The 24,952-nt window shown below is 65.4% G+C and carries 20 protein-coding genes and 1 other RNA gene; 19 read left to right on the plus strand and 2 right to left on the minus strand.

The genetic code is table 11. The annotated features are described in order from the left end of the window. Positions 1–48: 48 nt before the first annotated feature. Together XH80_RS34915 and XH80_RS34920 are read left to right on the plus strand one after the other, a co-directional pair. Positions 49–510, plus strand: a complete 462-nt coding sequence (locus XH80_RS34915) for a DUF983 domain-containing protein (protein ID WP_271602530.1) — start codon at positions 49–51, stop codon at positions 508–510. Between the two features lie 76 nt (positions 511–586). Beyond that, entirely contained in the window at positions 587–1,300 is a 714-nt protein-coding gene (locus XH80_RS34920) for an alpha/beta fold hydrolase (RefSeq protein WP_271602531.1), read from the plus strand. A gap of 187 nt (positions 1,301–1,487) precedes the next feature. Here the strand turns inward: XH80_RS34920 and rnpB are convergent. Next, positions 1,488–1,905: RNase P RNA component class A (gene rnpB, locus XH80_RS34925), an RNA gene on the minus strand. Between the two features lie 149 nt (positions 1,906–2,054). Between rnpB and XH80_RS34930 the strand changes: the two genes are divergently transcribed. Both XH80_RS34930 and XH80_RS34935 read left to right on the plus strand, forming a co-directional pair. Continuing rightward, on the plus strand, positions 2,055–2,405 hold the full coding sequence (locus XH80_RS34930) for a YciI family protein (RefSeq protein ID WP_057754450.1): 351 nt from the start codon (positions 2,055–2,057) through the stop codon (positions 2,403–2,405). Beyond that, positions 2,405–3,640, plus strand: coding sequence for an RNA polymerase sigma factor (locus XH80_RS34935; protein ID WP_271602788.1), 1,236 nt, complete (start codon positions 2,405–2,407; stop codon positions 3,638–3,640). The genes XH80_RS34930 and XH80_RS34935 overlap by 1 nt, the downstream gene beginning before the upstream one ends. Positions 3,641–3,749: 109 nt before the next feature. On the opposite strand, the gene XH80_RS34940 is transcribed toward XH80_RS34935, so the two are convergent. Continuing rightward, positions 3,750–4,532, minus strand: coding sequence for an N-acetylmuramoyl-L-alanine amidase (locus XH80_RS34940; RefSeq protein ID WP_271602532.1), 783 nt, complete (start codon positions 4,530–4,532; stop codon positions 3,750–3,752). A gap of 524 nt (positions 4,533–5,056) precedes the next feature. Here XH80_RS34940 and rsmH point away from each other — a divergent pair. From rsmH to ftsZ, 15 genes are all read left to right on the plus strand, one after another. Beyond that, the gene (rsmH, locus tag XH80_RS34945; protein WP_271602533.1) at positions 5,057–6,046 is read left to right on the plus strand and encodes a 16S rRNA (cytosine(1402)-N(4))-methyltransferase RsmH; all 990 of its coding nucleotides are present in this window, start codon (positions 5,057–5,059) and stop codon (positions 6,044–6,046) included. A 3-nt stretch (positions 6,047–6,049) separates the two neighbouring features. After that, positions 6,050–6,442, plus strand: a complete 393-nt coding sequence (gene ftsL / locus XH80_RS34950) for a cell division protein FtsL (protein WP_237865919.1) — start codon at positions 6,050–6,052, stop codon at positions 6,440–6,442. Next, positions 6,439–8,190 carry a peptidoglycan D,D-transpeptidase FtsI family protein gene (locus tag XH80_RS34955; RefSeq protein WP_271602534.1) on the plus strand — a complete coding sequence of 584 codons (1,752 nt, stop codon included), beginning with the start codon at positions 6,439–6,441 and terminating at the stop codon, positions 8,188–8,190. The genes ftsL and XH80_RS34955 overlap by 4 nt, the downstream gene beginning before the upstream one ends. 83 nt (positions 8,191–8,273) lie before the next feature. Beyond that, the gene (locus tag XH80_RS34960; RefSeq protein ID WP_271602535.1) at positions 8,274–9,746 is read left to right on the plus strand and encodes a UDP-N-acetylmuramoyl-L-alanyl-D-glutamate--2,6-diaminopimelate ligase; all 1,473 of its coding nucleotides are present in this window, start codon (positions 8,274–8,276) and stop codon (positions 9,744–9,746) included. Further along, positions 9,743–11,122, plus strand: coding sequence for a UDP-N-acetylmuramoyl-tripeptide--D-alanyl-D-alanine ligase (locus XH80_RS34965; protein WP_271602536.1), 1,380 nt, complete (start codon positions 9,743–9,745; stop codon positions 11,120–11,122). The genes XH80_RS34960 and XH80_RS34965 overlap by 4 nt, the downstream gene beginning before the upstream one ends. A 150-nt stretch (positions 11,123–11,272) precedes the next feature. Next, positions 11,273–12,376 (plus strand): phospho-N-acetylmuramoyl-pentapeptide-transferase, encoded by a 1,104-nt coding sequence (gene mraY / locus XH80_RS34970; RefSeq protein WP_057754400.1) that lies wholly within the window; start codon positions 11,273–11,275, stop codon positions 12,374–12,376. Positions 12,377–12,485: 109 nt separating this feature from the next. After that, positions 12,486–13,883 carry a UDP-N-acetylmuramoyl-L-alanine--D-glutamate ligase gene (gene murD, locus XH80_RS34975; RefSeq protein ID WP_271602537.1) on the plus strand — a complete coding sequence of 466 codons (1,398 nt, stop codon included), beginning with the start codon at positions 12,486–12,488 and terminating at the stop codon, positions 13,881–13,883. Positions 13,884–14,136: 253 nt separating this feature from the next. Continuing rightward, positions 14,137–15,288, plus strand: coding sequence for a putative lipid II flippase FtsW (ftsW, locus tag XH80_RS34980; protein ID WP_271602538.1), 1,152 nt, complete (start codon positions 14,137–14,139; stop codon positions 15,286–15,288). Between the two features lie 110 nt (positions 15,289–15,398). Next, a complete protein-coding gene (gene murG / locus XH80_RS34985; RefSeq protein ID WP_442869196.1) occupies positions 15,399–16,499 on the plus strand; it encodes an undecaprenyldiphospho-muramoylpentapeptide beta-N-acetylglucosaminyltransferase in 1,101 nt (366 codons plus the stop codon). 150 nt (positions 16,500–16,649) lie between these two features. Then, positions 16,650–18,053, plus strand: coding sequence for a UDP-N-acetylmuramate--L-alanine ligase (murC, locus tag XH80_RS34990; RefSeq protein ID WP_271602539.1), 1,404 nt, complete (start codon positions 16,650–16,652; stop codon positions 18,051–18,053). A 4-nt stretch (positions 18,054–18,057) separates the two neighbouring features. Next, the gene (gene murB, locus XH80_RS34995; RefSeq protein ID WP_271602540.1) at positions 18,058–18,978 is read left to right on the plus strand and encodes a UDP-N-acetylmuramate dehydrogenase; all 921 of its coding nucleotides are present in this window, start codon (positions 18,058–18,060) and stop codon (positions 18,976–18,978) included. Between the two features lie 96 nt (positions 18,979–19,074). Beyond that, the gene (locus XH80_RS35000) at positions 19,075–20,061 is read left to right on the plus strand and encodes a D-alanine--D-alanine ligase family protein (RefSeq protein WP_057754421.1); all 987 of its coding nucleotides are present in this window, start codon (positions 19,075–19,077) and stop codon (positions 20,059–20,061) included. Between the two features lie 347 nt (positions 20,062–20,408). Further along, a complete protein-coding gene (locus tag XH80_RS35005; protein WP_271602541.1) occupies positions 20,409–21,425 on the plus strand; it encodes a cell division protein FtsQ/DivIB in 1,017 nt (338 codons plus the stop codon). Then, positions 21,422–22,744: a cell division protein FtsA gene (gene ftsA, locus XH80_RS35010; RefSeq protein ID WP_271602542.1), complete on the plus strand. Its 1,323-nt coding sequence runs from the start codon at positions 21,422–21,424 to the stop codon at positions 22,742–22,744. Before XH80_RS35005 ends, ftsA begins: the two co-directional genes overlap by 4 nt. An 87-nt stretch (positions 22,745–22,831) precedes the next feature. Then, the gene (ftsZ, locus tag XH80_RS35015; protein ID WP_271602543.1) at positions 22,832–24,625 is read left to right on the plus strand and encodes a cell division protein FtsZ; all 1,794 of its coding nucleotides are present in this window, start codon (positions 22,832–22,834) and stop codon (positions 24,623–24,625) included. Positions 24,626–24,952: the final 327 nt, after the last annotated feature.

Below are 24,952 nucleotides of genomic sequence, written 5' to 3' on the forward strand. Positions count from 1 at the left end.
CAATTTGGGTCTATATCCTTTGAATGTATGGAAACTGTATATTATTGTATGGATCAGCAAAACGGAAGAGGTGTCGTCATGGCGACCGGTTCAGTTTCTCTGGCAAAGGCGATGTGGCGCGGTTTTCGCGGCAAGTGCCCGAACTGCGGCGAAGGGCACATGTTCGGCCGCTTCCTGAAAGTGGCTCACGCTTGCGATCATTGCGGCGAGGAGCTGTCCCACCAGCGCGCCGACGATTTTCCGGCCTACCTGGTGATGGTCGTGGTCGGCCATCTCGTGGTGCCGGCGATCCTCGCGGTGGAGACCGCCTATGCGCCGCCGGTCTGGCTGCAACTGGCGGTGTGGCTGCCGGTGACGCTGTTTGCCTCGCTCGCGCTGCTACAACCGACCAAGGGCGCCATCGTCGGCCTGCAGTGGCAGATCGGCATGCACGGGTTCGAGGCGAGCAAGCTGCGGCGCGAAGCGGGCCAGCTTGCGCCCGTGCTGGTGAAGGCGCCGCGCGCGGCCTGAGGCGGCTCGCGGCGTTTACATCGCGCCGGCCATCGCTACACTCCATCGCGTCAAAACAAGAACGATGGAAACGCCGATGGCCGCACGCGCAAGAACCTTCCTGCTCTGTCATGGTGCGTGGTCCGGCGGCTGGTCGTGGCGGAAGATGCATCCGCTGATGGCGCAGGCGGGTCACCGGTTGGTCGCGCCGACCTACACCGGGCTCGGCGAACGCGCGCATCTTGCCAGTCCCGCTGTCGATCTCGACACGCACATCCAGGACATCCTGGGCGTCATCAAATTCGAGGATCTCGACGACATCGTGCTGCTCGGCCACAGCTATGGCGGCATGGTCGCGACCGGCGTTGCCGACCGCGCGCGTGAGCGCATCACGCAACTGATCTATCTTGACGCCTTCGTGCCGCGTGACGGCCAGTCGCTGTTCGATCTCAACGAAGCTGGACGCGAGCCGATGCGCAAGGCAGCCGCCGCCGGTGATGGCTACCGCATCCCGCCGAACCCGCCGCCATCAGATACGCCGCAGGCTGATCTCGATTGGCTCAACGCGCGCCGCATCAACATGCCGATCAAATGTTTCGAAACGAAGCTGAAGCTTCAGCACGGCGAACCGGCGATGCCGCGGAGCTACATCTATTGCGCCCGCATTCCGCCGGGCGACGCGTTCGGCCAATTCGCAAGGCGCGCGAAGAGCGAGGATGGTTGGCGCTATTTCGAGCTCGACGCCAGCCACGCGCCGAACGTGACGGCGCCAGAGGCGTTGATGGGTGTATTGCAGGAGATCGTGGCTTAACCCACAGCCGTCATTCCGGGGCGCGACGAAGTCGCGAGCCCGGAATCCATCCCTCCACCAACTCTGTCGCACGATGGATTCCGGGTTCTCGCTTCGCGAGCCCCGGAATGACGGCAATTGAATGGTTGCGCACACGGTCCAAAATGGTGAGGGGTCCGATGCGCTAGCATCGAACCCCTCGTTGCAAGATATCAGCCGGCCTGTAAGCCGGGTTCTGTAGGGCACCGCCTGCTTGCGCAGGCGATACGTGACGGCCATTCCTCTGGGACCGTGTTTGCACACGGCCTCGAGCAACCTACCCGGACGGCGGGCCTGACATCGCCCCGCGGCGTTATCGCTCAAAGCGAACAGCCCGCTACGCCGTCCCTATTCGGTTTTGCTCCCGGTGGGGTTTACCATGCCGGCTCCGTTGCCGGACCCGCGGTGCGCTCTTACCGCACCTTTTCACCCTTACTTCCTCCGAGGAGGGAGCGGTTCGTTCTCTGTGGCACTTTCCCTGGGGTCGCCCCCGCCGGACGTTATCCGGCACCGTATGTCAAGGGAGCCCGGACTTTCCTCCCCGGCGGCCTTTCGGCACCTGCCGGAGCGGCCGTCCGGCCGACTGACTGACAACGCAATGGGCATTTGTGACGGTTTCGTCAAGCCAAGATCGTCGCGCACGCGGCGGCGGAAATAATTTATCCTGAAGATGTCGTTTGGTGCCGGCCCCGTTCGACTGATGTCGGCGATCCCGCCGAACCACAGGAGTGAAGCGATGCAATATCTGCTGCTGATCTACCGGAACGAAAACTACATGACCGACATGAGCGCCGCCGACCGCCAGAAGCTAATGGGAGAATACGGCGCCTACACGCAGTCGATCATCCAGAGCGGCCATTTCAAGGCCGGTGACGGCCTGCAGCCGACCACGACGGCGACCACGGTGCGCGTGCGCGACGGCAAGACCATGACCACCGATGGTCCGTTCGCGGAAACGCGCGAGCAGCTCGGCGGCTATTACCTGGTCGAGGCCAAGGATCTCGACGAGGCCGTTGCGCTCGCCGCGCGAGTTCCCGAGGCGAAGCGGGGTTCGATCGAGGTCCGGCCGGTCATGATCTACAATTGATCACACCAAGCGACATCGACAGGATCTTCCGCGACGAGGCGGGGCGGGCGCTGGCCACCCTGATCCGCCTCGTCGGTGATTTCGATTTGGCCGAGGACGCGCTGCAAGATGCGTTCGCGGTCGCACTGGAGCGCTGGTCGGCCGGCGAAATCCCCGACAATCCGCGCGCCTGGCTCGTCAATGTCGGCCGCAACAAGGCGATCGACCGTATCAGGCGCCAGGCCGCCTTTCGCGGCAAGCAGCAGGCGCTCCTGCATGAGCTCGAGCTCAACGCGAATACGCCGGTCGAGCCGCCGGCGATGCTCGACGACGACATGCTGCGGCTGATCTTCACCTGTTGCCATCCGGCGTTCGCAGCCGAGGTTCAGGTCGCGCTGACGCTGCGCACCGTCTGCGGCCTCTCTGCCGCGCAGGTTGCGCGGGCGTTCCTCGTCGGTGAGGATGCGATGGCGCAGCGGCTCGTCCGCGCCAAGCAGAAGATCAGGCTCGCCGGCATCCCCTATGAGGTGCCGGAGCGCGAGGCGCTGGTGCCGCGGCTCGACGGCGTGCTCGCCGTGATCTATCTCGTCTTTACCGAGGGTTATGTCGCAACCTCGGGCGCAGACCTGATGCGGCCCGATCTTGCGACTGAGGCAATCAGGCTCGCGCGCCTGCTCGACCGTCTGATGCCCGATCGCGCCGCAATCAAGGGCCTGCTGGCGTTGATGCTGTTACACGATGCGCGCCGCGCTGGCCGCGAGACCGCGGCCGGCGACATCGTCCTGCTGGAAGAGCAAGACCGCTCGCTGTGGGATCGCGCGCAGATCGAGCAAGGCTTGCGCCTCGTCGACGACGCGCTGCGCCTGCCGGGCCGGCCGCAGCCCTATGCGGTGCAAGCCGCGATCGCCGCGCTGCATGCCCGCGCGCCGAGCTTCGAGGCGACCGACTGGCCGCAGATCGCCGGGCTCTATGAAGTGCTGTTGCGCATCAATCCGTCACCGGTGATCGAGCTCAACCACGCCGCCGCCGTGTCGATGGTCGACGGCCCGGCGCGCGCGCTCGATCTCGTCGAGGCGATCACCGCGCGCGGCGGCCTCGACGGCTACGAGTTGCTGCCGGCCGTGCGCGCGGATTTGCTGCGGCGCCTCGAGCGGAAGCAGGAAGCGCGCGAGGCCTATGCGGCAGCGACGGCGGCAACGCAGTTGGAACCGTTGCGGCGTCTGTATGCGCGGCGGGTAAGGGAGATGGGCGACTAGTACCGTCATTCCGCGGCGATGCGGAGCATCGAACCCGGAATCTCGAGATTCTCAGGTGCGCAATTGCGCGCCGGAGTTCGGTCCTTCGGACCGCCCCGGAATGACCGTTTTATTTCGACGCCGCCGTCGTCCCATCCGCCGGCAGGCTCGCCAGCAGCGCCTGCAGCGTCGACAGCGTCGAGTGATCGGCAATACCATCCAGGCGCGCGGGGCGGAAGTGGCGCTGGAAGGCGGTAACGACTTCCATGGTCGCGGCATCGTACTTGCCTGACAGCGGCACGCCATAACCATAGCGTGCGAGCGCCTGCTGCAGGTTCAGCACCGCGTCGCTGATGGTGCCGAGCATCAGGGTCTCGCCGCGCACGATTGGCGCCGGCGTCACCCAGTGACCGACGCCGGAATTAGCCAGGGAATGCCAGGGAAATTTCTCGCCGGGATCCTTCTTGCGTGCGGGCGCGACATCGGAATGGCCGAGCACGCGCTGCGGCGCTACCTTGCGGCGGAGCATGATGCCGCGGCACAGCGCGATCACGGCCGCGATCTGGCGCAGCGGATATTCCGGATAGCCCCAATCATGGCCGCGATTGATGATCTCGATCCCGATCGAGCAGGAGTTGATGTCGTCCTCGCCGGCCCAGGACGAGACGCCGGCGTGCCAGGCGCGGCGCGATTCCGGCACGCATTGCACGATGCGGCCGTCCTCCAGCACGACGTAATGAGCCGACACTTCGGTGCCGGCCGTGCACAGCCGCGCCAGCGCGCCCTCGACGTCGGGCATGCCGGTGTAGTGCAGCAAGATCATGTCGATCTGCCGTCCCTTATTGCGCTCGCCGTGATTGGGCGACGGGATGATGTCCGAGACGATCGACGAATCCGGCTCGAACGTCCGCATGTTCGCCGCGGCCTTTGGAACCGGGAGAACGCGCTGACGCTTCGAATCAGTACCCGACGGTGTTGACGGACCGGACGACATAAACAGCTCAGAATCGGAGGACGGCTGGGCCAAGCCCTTCTCTTTACTATTTCTTTACTGTCCGGTCCGCGCAATCGCGCAGGTCGGTTAATGCGTGCATTTTGCGCCTGGTGTGTGGATGACGCATCACCACCCAGGCACCTTTTCGAGATGTCGTGAGCCGATCAACGCTTTCTTAACGCTAAGCGCCGTTACTGAGAGGTGAAGAGCCGACCCGCGTCCGGAGGCGGCCAAAAGCGTTTTTGGCTCGAATCCCCATGGCTGCCCGACATATTCCACTGGGAACACCGGGATTGAGGCCTGGGACGACCGGGCGCGGCGCGCATGCTGGCAAGCATGCTGAAGAGGGGCTTTGTCGTGGAACCGCCGCGACGCGGAGTTATTCGAGGCGTGATGGGCTGCTTCGCCGCCGATTTCACCTGTCTGCCCGGCGGGCGCGACGCATGAGCGACGCGCCGCACATTCCCGTGCTCGGCGTCGAGGCGGTCGCGCATCTCGCGCCGCGCGAGGGCGGCATCTATGTTGATGCCACCTTCGGGGCCGGCGGCTACAGCCGCGCCATCCTCGATGTGCCGGGAACCCGCGTCATCGCGATCGATCGCGATCGCACCGCGATTGCCGGCGGCGCCGGGCTGGTTGCGCGCGCTTCGGGCCGGCTGACACTGGTCGAAGACCGTTTCTCGAATCTCGCCGAAGTCTGCGCCTCGCAAGGCGTCGAGACGGTCGACGGCGTCGTGATGGATGTCGGGGTGTCCTCGATGCAGCTCGACCAGGCGGGTCGGGGCTTCTCGTTCCGTCTCGACGGTCCGCTCGATATGCGGATGGGGCAGACCGGGCCGACGGCCGCCGACGTGGTCGCGCGTGCCTCGGAAGGCGATCTCGCGGACATCATCTACCTCTTCGGCGAAGAACGGCATTCGCGCCGAATCGCCCGTGCCATTGTGGCGGACCGGCAGGAGACGCCGTTCACCACCACGCGCGCGCTCGCCGATCTCGTCGGCCGCGTGGTGCGCTCGAAGCCCGGTGAGATTCACCCGGCGACGCGGACGTTCCAGGCGCTGCGCATCTTCGTCAACGAAGAGCTCGAAGAACTCCAGACCGCGCTCGCCGCGGCTGAGCGCGTGCTCAAGCCCGGCGGCCGTCTCGTCGTGGTTTCCTTCCATTCGCTGGAAGACCGCATCGTCAAGAATTTCCTCGCAGAGCGTTCCAAGACCGGCGGCGGCTCGCGGCATCTGCCGGAGGTGGCGCAAACAGCACCGAGCTTCCAGCTGCTGACGCGGCGGCCCGTGATCGCCGGCGAAGCAGAAGTCGCGCACAATCCGCGGGCGCGTTCCGCAAAGCTGCGCGCCGCCGAGCGCACCACGGCGCCTGCGCATCACGACGACGAGCCATCGTCCTGGCCAAAACTCTCCGACGTGATGAGGGGCGGCTAGCAGATGCGCTTCATCCACCTTCTCGTCATCGGCGCGCTGATCTTCGCGGCGGCCTATGTCTACCGGATCAAGATGGATTCCACCGCGCGCACCGAGAAGGTGCTGCGGCTGCATGCGGAGATCCGCGAGCAGCGCGACGCGATCGCGCAGCTGCGCTCCGAATGGGCCAGGCTCGATGCGCCCTTGCGCCTGCAAGGCCTGGTCGAGCGGCATCTGCCGCTCAAGCCCGTCAACGGCACGCAATATGATTCACTGAAGAACCTGCCGGATCGTCCGCCGCGGATGTTCCGGCCGGGCGAGCCTGATCCGATCGGGTCCATGATCAACACCATCGAGGCCGCGAGCGATCCCGATAGCGTGACCGGCTCGGTGCCCCAGCCCGAGGACAAGCAATGAGCGCTGTTCCGGTCAAACCCGCCGCGCGGCCAGCCGAGCCTTGGCGCCAGCGTCTGATCCGCAGCCTGCTCTACGGGCGCAATGTCGACCGCGCCGCGAAAGCGCGTGCGCGCGTCGGCCTTGCGATACTCGCCTTTGCCACCGTCTACACCCTGATCGCCGGCCGCCTCGTGATGTTCGCGATCGGTGCCGACGCCCACAGCGCGCGTCGTGCCGCCTCGCAGGAAGTGGTTGCGACCGCGCGGCCCGACATCGTCGACCGCAACGGCGCGATCCTCGCGACCGACGTCAAGGCCGCCAGCATGTTCGGCGAGCCGCGCCGCATCATCGACAAGGACGAGGCGATCGAGCTGTTGACCGCGACCGTGCCCGATCTCGACGAGGCCGAGGTGCGTGACCGCCTGAAAACGCGCAAGGGCTTCGTCTGGCTGAAGCGCGAGATCACGGCAAAGCAGCAGCAGGACATCCACAAGCTCGGCATTCCCGGCATCGGCTTCCTGCGCGAGAACAAGCGTGTCTATCCGACCGGCAACGAGGTCGCCCACCTCATTGGTCTGGTCAATATCGACAACCAGGGCATCGCCGGCATGGAGAAGTGGCTCGACAACCAGGGCCTCGCCGATCTCCATCGCGCCGGTTTTGCGACCGATCGCCTGCAAAAGCCGGTCGAGCTGTCGGTCGATCTGCGCGTCGAGCACGCCTTGCGCGACGAACTGCTGAAGGCCAAGGAAAAGTTCCACACCAAGGCGGCCTCCGGCCTCGTCACCAATGTCAACACCGGCGAAATCATCGCCATGGTGTCGGTGCCGGATTTCGACCCGAACAATCCCAAGGAAGCCCACGACCCTGACCGTATCAACCGCCTGACCACGGGCGTCTACGAGATGGGCTCGACGTTCAAGGCCTTCACGCTCGCGATGGCGCTCGATACCGGCAAGTACGGCCTCGATTCGATGTGGGATGCGCGCGGGCCGCTGCACTACGGCAAGTTCGCGATTCATGACGACGAGCCGAAGGGCCGCTTCCTGAGCATGAAAGAGGTGTTCACCTTCTCCTCCAACGTCGGCGCCGCGCGCATCGCGCTGTCGCAGGGCGTGGAGGCCCACAAGGCCTTCCTGCGCAAGATGGGCCAGCTCGAACGGCTGCGGACCGAATTGCCGGAAAGCGCCTCGCCGATCGTGCCGAAACGCTGGGGCGATCTGAACACCATCACCATCTCGTTCGGCCACGGCATGGCCGTGGCGCCGTTGCAGGCCGTGATGGGCGTCAGCGCGCTGGCCAATGGCGGCCTGCTGATTCCGCCGACCTTCCTCAAGCGGTCGGAAGAGGAGGCGCGGGCGGTCGCAAAGCGCGTGATCAAGCCCGAGACGTCGGACAAGATGCGGTTCCTGATGCGGCTCAATGCCGAGATCGGCACCGCCAAGAGGGCCAACGTTCCCGGTTACTATATCGGCGGCAAGACCGGCACCGCCGAAAAGGTGATCAATGGCCGCTATGCCAAGAAGAAAGTGCTGACCGCGTTCACCGCGATCCTGCCGGCGGACAAGCCAAAGTACCAGCTCCTGATCATGCTCGACGAGCCGCAGCCGCTGAAGGAGACCTACGGCTTCATCACCTCGGGCTGGAACGCTGTTCCCACCGCCGGCAACGTCATCACCCGGATCGGGCCGCTGCTCGGCATCGAGCCCCGCTACGACTTGCCGCCCGCGGACCGCCTTATTCTTGCAGCATCCAGGACAACCCAGTAATCAACTGGGGTGGCCGCCGCCGCCGCTGATTCGGCTTTTCCTGACGATTCGGCGTTCCGGCGCGGCATGTCGACTGGAAGACCATGAAGCTGCGTGACCTCTTAGGCCAAGACGCTTTGGGCCATGAAGCCGCGATCGAGCCTATAGCGGGGGCGCTCGAGGTGACGGGCGTTGCGCTCGACAGCCGAGCGGTCAAGCCGGGCGATCTCTTCTTTGCGCTCTCAGGCAGCAAGACTGACGGTGCGCGCTTCATCGACGCCGCCATCGCGGCCGGCGCGCTGGCCGTGGTCGGGGATCACGCACCCGACGGGTGCAAGGTCCCGTTCATCACGGTTGGCAATCCGCGCCGCGCGCTGGCGCTGGCGGCGGCCAGATTTTTCCCGGCCCAGCCTGCGACGATCGCGGCGGTAACCGGCACCAGCGGCAAGACTTCGGTCGCCGCGTTCACCCGCCAGATCTGGGAACGGCTCGGCCACGCTTCGGCCAGCATCGGCACCATCGGTCTCGTCTCGCCCAAGCGCACCGTCTACGGTTCGCTGACGACGCCCGATCCGATCGCGCTGCACCGGCAGCTCGATGAGATCGCGCGGGAAGGCGTGACGCATCTCGCCTTCGAAGCATCGTCGCACGGCCTCGATCAATATCGCCTGGACGGCGTGCGCATCGCCGCCGGCGGCTTCACCAACCTGTCGCGCGACCATATGGATTACCATCCGACCGTCGCGCACTATCTTGCAGCAAAGCTCAGGCTGTTCCGCGAGCTCGTTCCATCGGGTGGCGCCGCGGTGATCTCGGCCGATCATGATTGCTCGGCGGAGGCGATCGACGCGGCGAAGACGCGTGGTCTGCGTGTGATGGCGGTGGGACGCAACGGCGATGGGGCAGGCGACGGTATCCGCCTCCTCGAGGCCGTGGTCGAAGGCTTTTCGCAAAGGCTCAGTCTCCAACATCGCGGCAAGCATCATGCAGTCCGGCTGCCGCTGGTCGGCGAATTCCAGATCGAGAACGCGCTGGTGTCGGCCGGCCTTGCCATCGGCACCGGCAGCGATGCAGCCCATGTGTTTGCGAGCCTCGAACATCTCGAAGGCGCCAAGGGACGGCTCGAGCGCGTCGGCGAGCGCAACGGTGCGCCTGTTTTCGTCGACTACGCGCACAAGCCCGATGCGCTGGCGAAGGCGCTGCAGGCGCTGCGGCCTTACGCCAGGCGGAGGCTGATCGTCGTGTTCGGCGCCGGCGGCGATCGCGATGCCGGCAAGCGCCCGATCATGGGACAGATCGCGGCCGAGAACGCCGATCGCGTCATCATCACCGACGACAATCCCCGTAGCGAGAAGCCGGAAGCCATTCGCGCCGCGATCCTCGCCACCGCCAAGGGGGCGCGCGAAATCGGCGATCGCGCGGCCGCGATCCGCGCGGCGATCGAGGAGCTGGAAGCCGGCGATGCGCTGCTCGTCGCCGGCAAGGGCCACGAGACCGGGCAGATCGTCGGCAGCGAGGTGCTGCCGTTCAGTGATCACGAGGCGGTCGCCGCCGCATTAGCAACGAGGGTCGCATGAGCGGGCCATTATGGACGGTTGCCGAGGTGGCGCGTGCGCTGGGTGCAACAGGATCATTCCCTGATACCCCGATCGACTTCGTCACCCAGGACAGCCGCCTGGTGAAGCCGGGCAGTCTGTTCGTGGCGCTATCAGGCACGCCGAGCGGCGGCTTCGTCTCGGCCTTCGCCAGTGCGCGCGATGGCTGGGAGTTCGCGGACAAGGCGGAAGCATCAGGCGCGGCCGCGATGATCGTGCCGCACGAGATCGCGGGCATCAGTGTCCCGCAGATCGTCGTCAAGGACACGCTGATCGACGGCCTCTGGGGTCTCGCCCGCGCCGCGCGCGCACGCTTCAACGGCCCCGTGATCGGATTGACCGGCAGCGCCGGCAAGACCAGCACCAAGGAATTTTTGGCGGCCTATCCCAATGCCTATGCGAGCCCGTCGAGCTTCAACAATTTCTGGGGTGTGCCGCTGACGCTGTGCAATGCGAAGGCAGACGCCAGCCTTTGGGTCGTCGAGATGGGCATGAACCAGCCAGGCGAGATCGCGCGGCTCAGCGAGTTGACGCGGCCGACGGTCGCGCTCGTCGTCAACGTCCAGCCGGTGCATCTGGAAAAGCTCGGCTCGCTCGAGGCGATCAGGCGCGAGAAAGTGTCGATCGCGCTCGGCCTGCCCGACGACGGCGTGCTGGTGCTCCCCGCCGGGCTCAAGGCGTCGGAATGGAAGGGCAAGGTGGTGCGCTTCGGCGAGCATGCCGAGGTGCACGAGGTCAAGCACGCGCCGCATGGCGAGAACTGGCAGGTCGTGGCCGCGATCGGCAAGAAGGAGATCGCCTTCAGCCTGACGCCGGGCGCGCCGCACCGCGTGCAGAATGCGCTCGCCGCGCTCGCCTCTGTTCATGCCGCCCATCTTGACGTCGCGACGCTCGCGATCAAGCTCGATCGCGTCGGCATCATGACCGGCCGCGGCGTCGAGCAGGCGGTCGGCGGCGTCACCGTGATCGACGACAGCTTCAACGGCAATCCGGCGAGCGTCGCTGCCGCGCTGCAAAGCCTGCAGGCGCGCAACGTGACCGGCGGTCGCCGCATTGCGGTGCTCGGCGACATGCTGGAGCTGGGCGACGATGCCCCGCGCTACCACTCCGCGCTGGCTTCGCATCTCCAAGGCATCGACGGCATCTATTGCGTCGGTCCCCTGATGCGGCACCTCTATGACACGCTTCCATCAGGCAAGGGGCTGGGCTGGCACGACGATCCTGCCACACTTAAACCCAGCGAGGTCGCTAGCCTGCTGAAGGCAGGCGATGTCGTGGTTGTCAAGGGCAGCAAGAAGATGTTCTGGGTCAACAAGTTTGTGCCGGGCCTAGTGGCCGCCTTGCAGGCAAAGGCGTAAACTGCTTGGAAGGCGCAGTTTCCGAATCCCACCCTTTGCGCCGTCCGGTTTCTTTGGGGTCGCCCGACCCCATGACGAAGACCAGAGAATGCGCGTCAGAGGTTGGGGCCTGAGCGAAGGCCGCGCGAAAGGCGCCATAGGACCGACTGAATGTTTTACTGGCTGATAGAGCTCTCCAACACATTTCCGGGCTTCGGTGCCGTGCGCACCGTTCTGAACGTTTTCCGCTACATCACCTTCCGAACCGGCGGTGCAATTGCCACCGGCGCGCTGTTCGTGTTCCTGTTCGGACCCTGGATCATCGATCATTTGCGCATCCGCCAGGGCAAGGGCCAGCCGATCCGCACCGATGGTCCGCAATCGCATCTGGCCAAGAAGGGCACGCCCACCATGGGCGGGCTGATGATCCTGTCCGGACTGACAGTCGCCACGGTGCTCTGGGCCAATCCGCTCAATCCTTACGTCTGGATCGTGCTGGCGGTGACGCTCGGCTTTGGCTTCGTCGGCTTCTATGACGATTACCTCAAGGTGACCAAGCAGACCACGAGCGGCTTCGGCGGCAAGCTGCGCCTGCTGATCGAAGCGATCATCGCGCTGGTCGCCTGCTACGCGCTGGTGCGGCTGAACCGCGATCCCGCCTCGACCGCGCTGACGGTCCCCTTCCTGAAGGACACCGTGCTGCATTTCGGCTGGTTCTTCGTCGTGTTCGGCGCCTTCGTCATCGTCGGTGCCGGCAATGCCGTGAACCTCACCGACGGTCTCGATGGCCTTGCCATCGTGCCCGTGATGATCGCGACCGCGAGCTTTGGGCTGATCGCCTATCTCGCCGGCAACGCGGTGTTCGCCGACTATCTCCAGATCAAATATGTCGCCGGCACCGGCGAACTGGCGGTGCTTTGCGGCGCGCTGCTGGGTGCCGGGCTCGGCTTCCTCTGGTTCAACGCGCCGCCAGCCTCGATCTTCATGGGCGACACCGGCTCGCTCGCGCTCGGCGGCATGCTGGGCTCGATCGCGGTCGCGGTGAAGCACGAGATCGTGCTTGCGGTGATCGGCGGCCTGTTCGTGCTGGAGGCGGTCTCGGTGATCGTGCAGGTGGTATCGTTCAAGCTGACGGGCAAGCGCTTCTTCCGCATGGCGCCGATCCACCACCATTTCGAGCAGCTTGGCTGGACCGAGCCGCAGATCGTGATCCGCTTCTGGATCATCTCGGTGATGCTGGCGCTCGCCGGCCTTTCCACGCTGAAGCTGCGGTGATGATGTTGTCTGCTCTGAATCGTCATTCCGGACGACGCGAAGCGGCGATCTGGAATCTCGAGATTCCGGGTTCTCGCTTCGCGAGCCCCGGAATGACGGAGAAGAATTCATGATCCCGGTCACATCCTTTGCCGGCAAGACGGTCGCGGTGTTTGGCCTCGGCGGCTCGGGGCTGGCCTCGTGCCATGCGCTGAGGGCCGGTGGCGCCGAAGTGATCGCCGCCGACGACAATGCCGAGAATGTCACCAAGGCGGCGCAGGCGGGTTTCATCACCGCGGATTTGCGCAACGCCTCCTGGGACAATTTCGCAGCGCTGGTGCTCGCGCCCGGCGTGCCGCTGACCCATCCGGTGCCGCACTGGAGCGTGCTGAAGGCGCGCGAGGCAGGCGTCGAGGTGATCGGCGACATCGAGCTGTTCTGCCGCGAGCGGCGTCGTCACGCGCCGAACGCGCCGTTCGTCGCCATCACCGGCACCAATGGCAAGTCGACCACGACGGCCCTGATCGCGCATTTGACCAAGGTTGCCGGCTACGACACCCAGATGGGCGGAAATATCGGCACCGCGATCCTGTCGCTGGAGCCGCCGCGCACGGGCCGCGTCCACGTCATCGAGATGTCGTCCTACCAGATCGACCTCACGCCCTCGCTCGATCCCTCCGTCGGCATCCTGCTCAATGTCAGCGAAGACCATATCGATCGTCACGGCACGATCGAGCATTACGCCGAAGTGAAGGAGCGCCTGGTTGCGAACGTGCAGGCAGGCGGCACGTCCATCGTCGGTGTCGATGACGGCTGGTGCCGCGACATCGCCGACCGGCTCGATCGCGCCGGCAAGAACGTGGTGCGGATCTCCGTCAAGAATCCGCTCGCTTCAGGTATTCATGTCGAGCACGGCGGCATCGTGCGGACCGCGGGCGGCGCCCGCAGCGAGATCGCCAAGCTCGGCGGCATCGGCTCGCTGCGCGGCCTGCACAATGCGCAGAATGCGGCGTGCGCCGCTGCCGCTGCGCTTGCGATGGGCATCAGCCTCGATGTGCTTCAGAACGGCCTGCGCAGCTTTCCGGGGCTGGCGCATCGCATGGAGCAGGTCGGCCGCCGCGGCAACGTGCTGTTCGTCAACGACTCCAAGGGCACCAACGCGGACGCTACAGCCCATGCGCTGTCGTCCTTTGCCGACATTTTCTGGATCGCCGGCGGCAAGCCGAAGGCGGGCGGCATCACCAGCCTGACGGGATTCTTCCCGCGCATCCGTAAGGCCTATCTGATCGGCGAGGCCGCGCAGGAATTTTCGGGAACGCTGGGCGCGGTCGCGCATGAGATCAGCCAGACACTCGACGTCGCCGTCGAGCACGCCGCGCGCGATGCGGAAGCGTCAGGGCTTGCCGACGCCGTCGTGCTGCTGTCGCCAGCCTGCGCCTCGTTCGACCAGTACCGCAACTTCGAAATCCGCGGCACCAGGTTCCGCGACCTGGTGCAGGCGCTGCCGGGCGTGAAGCCGGTGGTGTGAGGGCGCGGCTGCTCCTCCGCTGTCGTCGCCCGGCCAGTGCGCAATTGCGCAGTAGGACCGGGGGACCCAGTATTCCAGAGACCGTGCTTGAGCCGAGGGGCCGCGGCGTACTGGATGCCCCGGTCGAGCCGGGGCATGACAGAGTGTTTTGTGGCGTCTGCGGAGCTCATCTCGAAACATCCGCATTCCCTTAACCCTCCGGTAACCAACCTCGGCGACCAATGGACGGACCTCTGTCCGAAAGCGGCCGCCCATGCTCTCCCGTGAAGAACGCACCCCCTTTTCCGAGTGGTGGTGGACCGTCGACAAGCCGCTGTTCGGCGCGATCCTGCTCTTGATGCTGACCGGCGTCATCCTGTCGCTGGCGGCGAGCCCGTCGGTTGCAACCCGCATCGGGCTCGATCCCTTCCATTTCTTCAGCCGTCACGTGATGTTCCTGGCGCCGTCCTTCATGGTCCTGCTCGGCGTCTCCTTCCTGTCGCCGCGCGCGATCCGGCGTTCGGCGCTGATCATCTTCGCGCTCAGCATCATCCTGATCGTGGTGACGCTCGCTATTGGACCCGAGGTGAAGGGCTCGCGGCGCTGGATCACGCTCGTCGGCGTCAATATCCAGGCCTCCGAAATCGCAAAGCCGTCCTTCGTCGTCATCGCCGCCTGGCTGTTCGCGGAATCGACCAGGCGACCGGAGATGCCGGCGACCTCGATGGCGCTGGTGTTGCTCTTGATGCTGGTCTCGCTGCTGGTGATGGAGCCGGACTTCGGCCAGACCATGCTGATCCTGATGGTATGGGGCTCGCTGTTCTTCATCGCGGGCATGCGCATGATCTGGGTGTTCGGGCTTGCCGGCCTCGGCGCCGCCGGCCTGTTCAGCGCTTATCTGTTTGTCCCGCACGTCGCCGGCCGCATCAAGCGCTTCATGAATCCGGCCTCCGGCGACACTTTTCAGGTCGATACCGCAATGGAGGCGTTCTACAACGGTGGCTGGTTTGGCCTAGGGCCAGGCGAGGGCATCGCAAAACGCAGTCTGCCTGATAGTCACACCGACTTCGTGTTTGCGGTCGCCGCCGAGGAGTTCGGCATCATCCTGTGCCTTGCCATGCTGGCGCTGTTTGCCTTCGTCGTGATCCGCACGCTGTCGCGCGCCTATGCCAATGAGGACATGTTCTCGCGCTTTGCGGCCTCTGGGCTAGCGATCCTGTTCGGCGTCCAGGCCGCCATCAACATGTCGGTCAACCTCCAGCTCATCCCCGCCAAGGGCATGACGCTGCCGTTCATTTCGTACGGTGGTTCCTCGATTGTCTCGCTGGCCTATGGCGTCGGCATGATGCTGGCGCTGACGCGGCTGCGCCCGCGCACCGAGGTTGAGGCGAGTGGCCACGCCGAGGCGATGCGGAGCTACGCGTAGTTCTTCGTCATTGCGCGCGCAGCGAAGCAATCCAGACTGTCCCCGCGGAGGGATTCTGGATTGCTTCGCTGCGCTCGCAATGACGGGGGAGACACTGTAAAACGTGAATTATGGATCAATCTCCCCTGATTCTTCTCGCCGCGGGCGGCACCGGCGGCCACCTGTTTCCGGCCGAGGCGCTCGGCGTCGAGTTGATCCGGCGCGGCTTTCGCGTGCGTCTCGTCACCGATGACCGCGCGCTGCGCTACAGCGGGCTGTTCAGCAAGGACATGATCGACGTCGTCGCGAGCGAGACCGCGCGCGGCCGCAATCCGATCCAGCTCGCTTATGCCGGCCTCACGCTCGCCACCGGTACGCTGTCCGCTTACAGCCTGATCAAGCGATTGAAGCCCGCTGCCGTCGTCGGCTTCGGCGGCTATCCGACATTGCCGCCACTGGTTGCGGCAAAATTCGCCGGCGTGCCCGGCATCATCCACGACGCCAATGCGGTGCTCGGCCGCGCCAACCGTTTCCTGTCGAGCCGCGTGAAGGCCATCGCGACGTCGCTTCCGGGCGTGCTCGACCGAGATCCGGCGCTTGCGGCTAAGACCACCACGGTTGGCACGCCGATGCGGCCCGCGGTGCTCGCCGCGGCGGCGGTGCCCTATGCCGCACCTGAAGGGAACGGACCATTGCGCCTGCTCGTCGTCGGCGGCAGCCAGGGGGCGCGCATCATGGCCGACATCGTGCCCGGCGCGATCGAGCGGCTCGAGCCTGCTTTGTGGGGCCGTCTCGTGCTGACCCAGCAGGTGCGCGACGAAGACATGACCCGCGTGCGCGCGGTCTACGACAAGCTCAAGATCAAGGTAGAGCTCGCGCCGTTCTTCACGGATCTGCCGGCGCGGCTCGCCTCCAATCATTTGATCGTGTCGCGTTCCGGCGCCGGCACGGTGGCCGAGCTCGCCGCGATCGGGCGGCCCTCGATCCTGGTGCCGCTGCCGGGCTCGATCGACCAGGACCAGTTCGCCAATGCCGGCGTGCTGGCCAGGGTTGACGGCGCGATCCGCATCCCGCAGACCGAGTTCACCTCCGATCGGCTCGCCTCGGAGATCTCCGCCTTTGCCGCCGAGCCGGCGCGCCTCGCCGCCATGGCGGCCGCAGCCAAAGGGGCAGGCCGGCTCGATGCCGCCGAGCGGCTGGCCGATCTGGTGGTCAAGGTTGCGGGACTCTGACGCCTGTTCCGCCCCGGAATGGCCAAAAAAGCCCCTTGTCATGCCCCGCGAAAGCGGGGCATCCAGTACACGACGCAGCTGATTTGAATCTCAGGCGTCGCGGAATACTGGATCGTCCGCCTTCGCGGACGATGACCCCAAGGAAACCACATGAGACTGCCGCGCGAGATCGGACCCATCCACTTCGTCGGGATCGGCGGAATCGGCATGAGCGGCATCGCCGAGGTGCTGGTCAATCTCGGCTATGCCGTGCAGGGCTCGGACGCCTCCGACAATTACAATCTCGACCGCCTGCGCAAGAAGGGCGCGAAGGTCTGCGTCGGCCACAAGGCCGAGAATGTCGACGGCGCCGAGGTCGTGGTGGTCTCTACCGCGATCAAGCGCGACAATCCGGAATTGATGGCGGCGCGCGAGCGGCGCATTCCCGTGGTGCGCCGCGCCGAGATGCTGGCCGAATTGATGCGGCTGAAGAGCTGCGTCGCGATTGCCGGCACGCATGGCAAGACCACGACCACCACGATGGTCGCGACCTTGCTCGACGCCGGCGGGCTCGATCCCACCGTAATCAACGGCGGCATCATCAACGCCTACGGCTCCAACGCACGTCTCGGCGCCGGTGATTGGATGGTGGTTGAGGCCGACGAAAGCGACGGCACGTTCCTGAAGCTGCCGACAGATGTCGCAATCGTCACCAATGTCGACCCCGAACATCTCGACCACTTCAAGACATTCGACGCGGTGCAGGACGCGTTCCGCCATTTCGTCGAGAACCTGCCGTTCTACGGCTTTGCCGTGATGTGCATCGATCATCCCGTGGTGCAGACCCTCGTCGGCAAGATCGAGGATCGCCGCATCATCACCTACGGCCATAACCCACAGGCCGACGTGCGGCTGCTCGACCTGACGCCGATGGGTGGCGGCTCGAAATTCAAGGTCGCCTTCCGCGATCGCAAGACCGGCGCCGTGCACGAGATTCCTGATTTGATGCTGCCGATGCCGGGCCGCCACAACGCCTCCAACGCGACCGCCGCGATCGCGGTGGCGCGCGAGCTCGGCGTCTCCGACGATGCGATCCGCAAGGCGATCGCCGGCTTCGGCGGCGTCAAGCGCCGCTTCACCAAGACCGGCGAGTGGAACGGCGTCACCGTGATCGACGATTACGGCCATCATCCCGTCGAGATCGCAGCCGTGCTCAAGGCAGCGCGGGAATCCACTAACGGCAAGATCATCGCCGTGGTGCAGCCGCATCGCTACACCCGCCTGCAATCGCTGTTCGAGGAATTCTGCACCTGCTTCAACGATGCCGACTCCGTTGTCGTCGCCGATGTCTATGCCGCGGGCGAGACGCCGATCGACGGCATCGACCGCGATCATTTCGTCGCAGGTCTGCGTGGCCACGGCCATCGCGAGGTGATCCCGCTGCCGGCGGCGACGGAGCTTCCTGAAATCGTCAAGGGGCTGGCAAAGTCGGGTGATCTCGTCGTCTGTCTCGGCGCCGGCAACATCACGCAATGGGCCTATGCGTTGCCGGATCAATTGAAGGCGTTGGGGTAAGGCCGTGACCTTCCCCGACATCACCCCCTCACTCAAAGCCGCGATGCCGGATCTGCGCGGCCGGTTGCTGGCGAACCAATCGCTGGCCGAGCTCACCTGGTTTCGCGTCGGCGGTCCGGCGCAGGTGCTGTTCACGCCGGCGGATGAGGATGACCTTGCCTATTTCCTCGCGCATCTCACGCATGACATTCCCGTTTATGTGGTGGGCGTCGGATCCAACCTGATCGTGCGCGATGGCGGCATTGCCGGTGTGGTGATCCGTCTTGCGCCGCGCGCCTTTGGTGAGGCCACCGCGAGCGGCGATACCGTCACCGCCGGTGCGGCCGCGCTCGACAAGCGCGTCGCGGAGGTCGCGGCCGGCGCCAATATCGGTGGGCTCGAATTCTTCTTCGGCATTCCCGGCACGATCGGCGGCGCGCTGCGGATGAATGCCGGCGCAAATGGCGGCGAGACCAAGGACGTGCTGATCGAGGCACGCGGCGTCGGGCGCGACGGCACCAGGTACATCTTCCCCAACGCCGACATGAAATTCGTCTACCGCAATAGCGGCGTCGATCCTTCCATCATCTTCACCTCCGCGCGTTTCCGCGGCGAGATCAGGGATGCAGAGGCGATCCGCGCGCGGATGGCGCAGGTGCAGAGCCACCGCGAGAGCGCGCAGCCGATCCGCGAAAAGACCGGCGGCTCGACCTTCAAGAATCCACCCGGCCACTCAGCCTGGAAGCTTGTGGATGCGGCCGGCTGTCGCGGCCTGCGGGTCGGCGGTGCCCAGGTCTCCGAGATGCACTGCAATTTTCTGATCAACACCGGCGATGCCACCGCGCACGACATCGAGACGCTCGGAGAGACCGTGCGCGAACGGGTAAAGGCAAGTTCCGGAATTGAGCTGCAGTGGGAAATCAAGCGGATTGGAATCCCTATTTAACGGTCATTCCGGGGCGCGCGGAGCGCGAACCCGGAATCTCGAGATTCCGGGTCTGGTGCTTGCGCACCATCCCGGAATGACGAAATGCGAGGAAACATGCGTATCACTATCCTCTTCGGCGGCTCCAACCGCGAACGTCTGGTTTCCGTGGCATCAGCCCAGGCGCTGCATCAGGCATTGCCCGAGGCCGATCTCTGGTTCTGGGACGTCGAGGACAAGGTGCATGTCGTGCAATCGAAGCAGCTGCTCGAGCATGCCCGTCCGTTCGAGGACGAGTTCAAGCCCGGCACGCGTGGCATTCCGCTTCCGCAGGCGCTCGACCAGGCCAGGGTGGAAGACCGTGTTCTCGTGCTGAGCCTGCACGGCGGAAGCGCCGAGAACGGCGAATTGCAGGTGATGTGCGAGACGCGCGGCGTGCCCTTCACCGGCTCCGGCTCCGCCTCCTCGCATCTTGCCTTCGACAAGATCGCGGCCAAGCGCTTTGCCGCGATCGGCGGCGTGACGCCGCCTGTGGGCATCGCGCTCGAGAACATCGACGACGCCTTCGCCGAATACGGCAAGCTGATCGCAAAGCCGGCGCGCGACGGCTCGAGCTATGGCCTGATCTTCGTCAACGCCAAGCAGGATCTCGTCGCCGTCCGCAACGCCGCCAAGCACGAAGAATATGTGATCGAGCCCTACATCGCGGGCATCGAGGCGACCTGCGGCGTGCTGGAGCGGCTGGATGGATCGATCATCTCGCTGCCGCCGATCGAGATCATTCCGGGCGAGGGCAGTTTCGACTACGCCGCAAAATATCTGCTGTCGACGACCCAGGAGATCTGCCCGGGCCGCTTCACGCCCGAAATCACCGCCGCGCTCAAAGAGCAGGCGATGCTGGCGCATCGGGCGATGTCCTGCACCGGCTATTCCCGCTCCGACTTCATCGTCTCGGAGAAGGGGCTGGTCTATCTCGAAACCAACACGCTGCCCGGGCTGACCAAGTCCTCGCTCTATCCCAAGGCGCTGAAAGCCGAGGGCATCGCCTTCGTCGACTTCCTTCGCGGCCTGATCGAGCTCGCCGAGCGGCGGGTGCGGAAATAATTAGGATTGGTTAACGGCCGGACCGGCAAAAACGCCCAGTTTGGTGCCCAAAGCCGGTAAAATGCCGGACATCGTGGCGCAACTGCCTCACTTGCCTGGGCAAAAAGCATCCCGCGTTAACGAATTTTACCTTTTGTTTACCAGGACGTCCGAAGGTTAACGCTGGCGGCGCATATGGCGTTTTGGCTGCCGGCGCGTGAGCCGTTTCGGATTGTTCCCGATCGGTGAACGCTGGAAGGGGAGCGGCTTCTTCTGCCGAAGACCATCACCCGGCCCGGCACGTCCGAGACGTCATGTTCGCCAGGACCCGCGCAATGTCGTGGGCAAACTGTTGACGAGCTCGTGCAATGGATGGAGCAGGAAGCCTCACCCGATCGTTTATGAGATCGCTGAGGCCCCAAGCTGACCTGAAGGCGGCCGCTATCGGAGCGGTCGTGCTTTTGCGCGAGTGGGTGGAAGATAAACGCGCCGAGAAGCGCATCGCCCTCAAGAAGAAAACCAAGCCCAGGGTCGTCGTCGAGCGTGAGCCGCCGCCGCGCCTGGTGGCGCTGGTCGAGCGCTATCTGCCGCGCCGGGTCGGGATCACCATGACCGTGCTGCTGCTGATCGGCAGCTGCGGCCTCGGCATCGTCAAGGGCGGCCATCTCCAGGATTTCGTCACCGCGGTCAGCGATGCGCGCAACGCCATGGCCAATTCGGCCGGCTTCCGCATCACCTCGGTCGTGATCAACGGCCGCAAGCAGCTGAGCCAGGACGAGATCCTCGCGATCGGCGGCGTCAGCGGCCGTTCCTCGCTGCTGTTCCTCGATGCCGACGACGTCCGCGACAAGCTCAAGGCCAATCCCTGGATCGCGGATGCGACCGTGCTGAAGCTCTATCCGGGCCAGCTGATGATCGAGATCACCGAGCGCAAGGCGTTCGCGCTGTGGCAAGAGGCCGGCCGGCTCTCCGTCATCGCCGACGACGGCGCGCTGCTCGAGCCCTATGTCTCGCGCCGGTTCCTGTCGTTGCCGCTCGTGGTCGGCAAGGGCGCCGACACCCAGGCACGCGACTTCCTGGCGCTGCTGGCGCGCTACCCGCAGGTGAATTCGGTGACCAAGGCCGCGATCTATGTCGGTGAGCGGCGCTGGAACCTGAGGCTGAAGGACGGCCTCGACGTCCGCCTGCCGGAGCAGGACGTCGGCAACGCACTTGCCGCGCTCTCCAAGCTCGACAAGGACGAGCGCCTGTTCTCGAAGGACATCGTCGCGATCGACATGCGCCTGCCTGACCGTCTGGTGGTGCAGCTGTCCGACGACGCCGCCAAGGCGCGCGAGGATTTGTTCAAGGACAAGAAGAAAAAGAAGGCCGGGGACGCCGCATGACCGGTCTTGATCGCACCCAGACGCCGAAGACGCGCCCGATGCCGCACAAGCGCGGGGGCCTCGTTGCCTGCCTCGACATCGGCACCAGCAAGATCGCCTGCATGATCGCGCGGCTGAAACCGTCGGCGCCGAGCGAAGCCCTGCAAGGCCGCACCCATGCGGTGGAACTGATCGGCTACAGCCAGATCCAGTCGCGCGGCATGAAGGCCGGCGCGGTGATCGATCTGGCCGAATGCGAACAGTCGGTGCGCCAGGCCGTCGGGCTTGCCGAGAAAATGGCCAAGGTGCGGGTCGAGTCCGTGCTGCTGTCCGTCTCCGGCGGCAGGCTTTCCGGCCAGCTCGTCGAAGCTGCAGCCGATATCCGCGGCGGCGCGGTGACGCCGGCCGATGTCAGCCGCGTCACCTCCACCGGCATGCGCCACGCCACCGGCGAGGGCCGCACCGTGCTGCATGCGCTGCCGGTCGGCTACACGCTCGACGGTGTCAAGGGCATCCGCGATCCCCGCGGCATGGTCGCGCATCAATTCGGCGTCGACATGAATGTCGTCACCTGCGATGCCACCGTGGCGCGGAATCTGATGCTGGCGGTGGAACGCTGCCACATCAATGTCGAAGCCATGGCAGCGAGCCCCTATGTGGCCGGCCTGTCGGTGCTGACCGACGACGAGGCCGATCTCGGCGCCGCCGTGATCGAGATGGGCGCGGGCACCACCACGATCGCGGTCTATTCCGGCGGCCGCTTCGTGCACGCGGCCGGATTTGCGGTCGGCGGGCAACACATCACGATGGATCTTGCGCGCGGACTCTCGGCGACCATTGCCGATGCCGAGCGAATCAAGACGTTATACGGCACCGTCATCACCGGCGGATCGGACTCGCGTGAGCTGATGTCTGTACCGACGGCCGGTGAGGACCAGGATCTGCCGCAGATCGTTTCGCGCGCCACTATCGCCAACATCGTCAAGCATCGTGCCGAGGAAGTCTTCGAAATGGTTCGGGACAAGCTGAAGGATTCGCCCTTCGCGGCAGAGCCCAAGGGCCGTGTCGTGCTCTCGGGCGGCGCCTCGCAGCTGACCGGCCTCGTCGAGCTTGGAACGCAAATTCTCGGCCGGCCCGTGCGGGTCGGACGTCCGCTCGGTTTTGGCCGGCTGCCCAACGAGGCGAAGAACGCCGCGTTCGCGGTGCCGGCCGGACTTCTCGTCTACCCGCAATATGTTCACCTCGAACATGTCGAACCGCGGCATACGCGGCAGCAGGTCAAGACAGGGACCGGCGGCTATTTCGGAAAGGTCGGACGATGGCTACGCGAGGGCTTTTGATGACCGCTTTCCGCAAATGTCTGATTTCACCAACTCCCGCGGCCGCAGGCCGGGGCGAACCCACGCGCGCGTGATCGAGAGGCAAACATGACCATCAGCATCAACGTTCCTGATATTCACGAGTTGAAGCCCCGCATCACCGTGTTCGGCGTCGGCGGCGCCGGCGGCAACGCCGTCAACAACATGATCACGGCGGGCCTTCAGGGCGTCGATTTCGTGGTCGCCAACACCGACGCGCAGGCGCTGACGATGTCGAAGGCGCAGCGCATCGTGCAGATGGGCACGGCGGTAACGCAAGGGCTGGGCGCGGGTTCGCAGCCGAACGTCGGCGCTGCGGCTGCTGAAGAAGTGATCGACGAGCTGCGTGATCATCTGTCGGGCGCCAACATGGTGTTCGTCACCGCCGGCATGGGCGGCGGCACCGGCACCGGCGCTGCCCCCGTCATTGCCAAGACCGCCCGCGACATGGGCATCCTCACCGTCGGCGTCGTCACCAAGCCGTTCCACTTCGAGGGCGGCCGCCGCATGCGCACCGCCGAGGCCGGCATTGCCGAGCTGCACAAGGTGGTCGACACGCTGCTGATCATCCCGAACCAGAACCTGTTCCGGGTTGCCAACGAGAAGACCACCTTCGCCGACGCCTTCGCGATGGCGGACCAGGTGCTCTACTCGGGCGTCGCCTGCATCACCGACCTGATGGTCAAGGAAGGCCTGATCAACCTCGACTTCGCCGACGTGAGAGCGGTGATGAGGGAAATGGGCAAGGCGATGATGGGCACGGGCGAGGCCTCCGGCGACAAGCGCGCGCTGACCGCCGCGGAAGCTGCGATCGCCAACCCGCTGATCGACGATTCCTCGATGAAGGGTGCCAAGGGCCTGCTGATCTCGATCACCGGCGGCAAGGACCTCACCCTGTTCGAGGTCGACGAAGCCGCGACCCGCATCCGCGAGGAAGTCGACCAGGACGCCAACATCATCGTGGGCGCCACCTTCGACGAAGCGCTCGACGGCCTGATCCGCGTCTCGGTCGTTGCCACCGGCATCGAGCAGGCCGCGATCGCCCGCAACAGCCAGGCGACCTCCGCTCCGGTCGCGAACGCCGCGCCGCAGCAGCTGCAGCAGGCCCCCGCGGCTCCCGCTGCTGTTGCCGAGAGCCGTCTTGCCGATCTCACCGCGCGCCTTCGCGCCGACAATCAGCGCCTGGCCGAGCGTGCCCAGAAGATGGAAGCGCAGATCCCGGCCGCCGCCCCGGTTGCGGCCGCGCCCGCCGCCGCCCGTCCCAATGTCGAGCGTGCGGCGCTCGCCGCCATCGCAGCGGCCGTTTCCGAAGTCCCGCCCGCGCCGCAGACCTATGGCGACGTCACCGTGCGTCCGATCGCGCAGAAGCCCACGCTGTTTCCGGAACCCGAGCAGGCCCCGCTTGCCATCCAGGAGCCGATGACGCCGGAAACCTTCATCCCGCCGCAGGCCGAGCGTGCGCCGCCTCGCGCGCCCCGGATGCCGCGCCTCGACGAGCTGCCGATGCCGGCCCAGGCCGAGCTGCGTCAGGCCCGTGGCGAGGTGGAAGAAGAGACGCCCCAGAAGACCCGCCTGTCGCTGCTCCAGCGACTCGCCAATGTCGGCCTCGGCCGTCGCGACGAGGAGACCGAGGCCCCGATCGCCGCCCGCACTGCTGGTCCCGCGATGCCGGCGCTGCCCGAGCGCAAGCCGCAGCGGTCGGTGGCGCAGCAAATCGCCGCCAACGAGCCGGTCTCGGAGTACGCCCGCCGGCCCGCGCCGCAGGGTCTCGACGCCCATGGCCGCCCGGCACCTGTTGCGCCGGCGCCACAGGGAGACGACCATCTTGATATCCCGGCCTTCCTGCGGCGGCAGGCAACCTGAGAATTGTTACAATAAGGCAGACGCAAAAAGGCCCCGGCGGGAAGGTTGCCGGGGCCTTTCCTTTTTCCCAATGCAGGTCCGGATTTCATCTTCAAGCAACTGATTTTAAATCATTAATTACCTGTTGGGTGTTTCAGTAAAGCTGCTCGTAACGCCCCCAAACCGAGGTGCAATTTGGTTAAGCCTTGGCGCGAATACGGCGGGTTTGGGGTAACAATCGGTAAAAAAGCGTGAGTTGGCGCTGTTTAGGGCAGTGACTATGGTTTGGCGTGACTTGGGGATACGGAGATTCGAACGGTCGATCTCGGTCGATCAATCAGATCTCGT

The sequence above is a fragment of the Bradyrhizobium sp. CCBAU 45384 genome, assembly GCF_028128665.1.
GTDB lineage: Bacteria > Pseudomonadota > Alphaproteobacteria > Rhizobiales > Xanthobacteraceae > Bradyrhizobium > Bradyrhizobium manausense.

Excerpts from the sequence above, each read along its gene's own strand:
- murC (WP_271602539.1), top strand. The coding sequence starts at position 16,650 with ATGAGACTGCCGCGCGAGATCGGACCCATCCACTTCGTCGGGATCGGC.
- rsmH (WP_271602533.1), top strand. The coding sequence starts at position 5,057 with ATGAGCGACGCGCCGCACATTCCCGTGCTCGGCGTCGAGGCGGTCGCG.
- ftsL (WP_237865919.1), top strand. The coding sequence starts at position 6,050 with ATGCGCTTCATCCACCTTCTCGTCATCGGCGCGCTGATCTTCGCGGCG.
- XH80_RS34930 (WP_057754450.1), top strand. The coding sequence starts at position 2,055 with ATGCAATATCTGCTGCTGATCTACCGGAACGAAAACTACATGACCGAC.
- XH80_RS34965 (WP_271602536.1), top strand. The coding sequence starts at position 9,743 with ATGAGCGGGCCATTATGGACGGTTGCCGAGGTGGCGCGTGCGCTGGGT.
- murD (WP_271602537.1), top strand. The coding sequence starts at position 12,486 with ATGATCCCGGTCACATCCTTTGCCGGCAAGACGGTCGCGGTGTTTGGC.
- XH80_RS34915 (WP_271602530.1), top strand. The coding sequence starts at position 49 with ATGGATCAGCAAAACGGAAGAGGTGTCGTCATGGCGACCGGTTCAGTT.
- XH80_RS34920 (WP_271602531.1), top strand. The coding sequence starts at position 587 with ATGGCCGCACGCGCAAGAACCTTCCTGCTCTGTCATGGTGCGTGGTCC.
- XH80_RS34955 (WP_271602534.1), top strand. The coding sequence starts at position 6,439 with ATGAGCGCTGTTCCGGTCAAACCCGCCGCGCGGCCAGCCGAGCCTTGG.
- ftsW (WP_271602538.1), top strand. The coding sequence starts at position 14,137 with ATGCTCTCCCGTGAAGAACGCACCCCCTTTTCCGAGTGGTGGTGGACC.
- ftsZ (WP_271602543.1), top strand. The coding sequence starts at position 22,832 with ATGACCATCAGCATCAACGTTCCTGATATTCACGAGTTGAAGCCCCGC.
- XH80_RS35005 (WP_271602541.1), top strand. The coding sequence starts at position 20,409 with ATGGATGGAGCAGGAAGCCTCACCCGATCGTTTATGAGATCGCTGAGG.
- XH80_RS34960 (WP_271602535.1), top strand. The coding sequence starts at position 8,274 with ATGAAGCTGCGTGACCTCTTAGGCCAAGACGCTTTGGGCCATGAAGCC.
- murG (WP_442869196.1), top strand. The coding sequence starts at position 15,399 with ATGGATCAATCTCCCCTGATTCTTCTCGCCGCGGGCGGCACCGGCGGC.
- mraY (WP_057754400.1), top strand. The coding sequence starts at position 11,273 with ATGTTTTACTGGCTGATAGAGCTCTCCAACACATTTCCGGGCTTCGGT.
- XH80_RS34940 (WP_271602532.1), bottom strand. The coding sequence starts at position 4,532 with ATGCGGACGTTCGAGCCGGATTCGTCGATCGTCTCGGACATCATCCCG.
- XH80_RS35000 (WP_057754421.1), top strand. The coding sequence starts at position 19,075 with ATGCGTATCACTATCCTCTTCGGCGGCTCCAACCGCGAACGTCTGGTT.
- ftsA (WP_271602542.1), top strand. The coding sequence starts at position 21,422 with ATGACCGGTCTTGATCGCACCCAGACGCCGAAGACGCGCCCGATGCCG.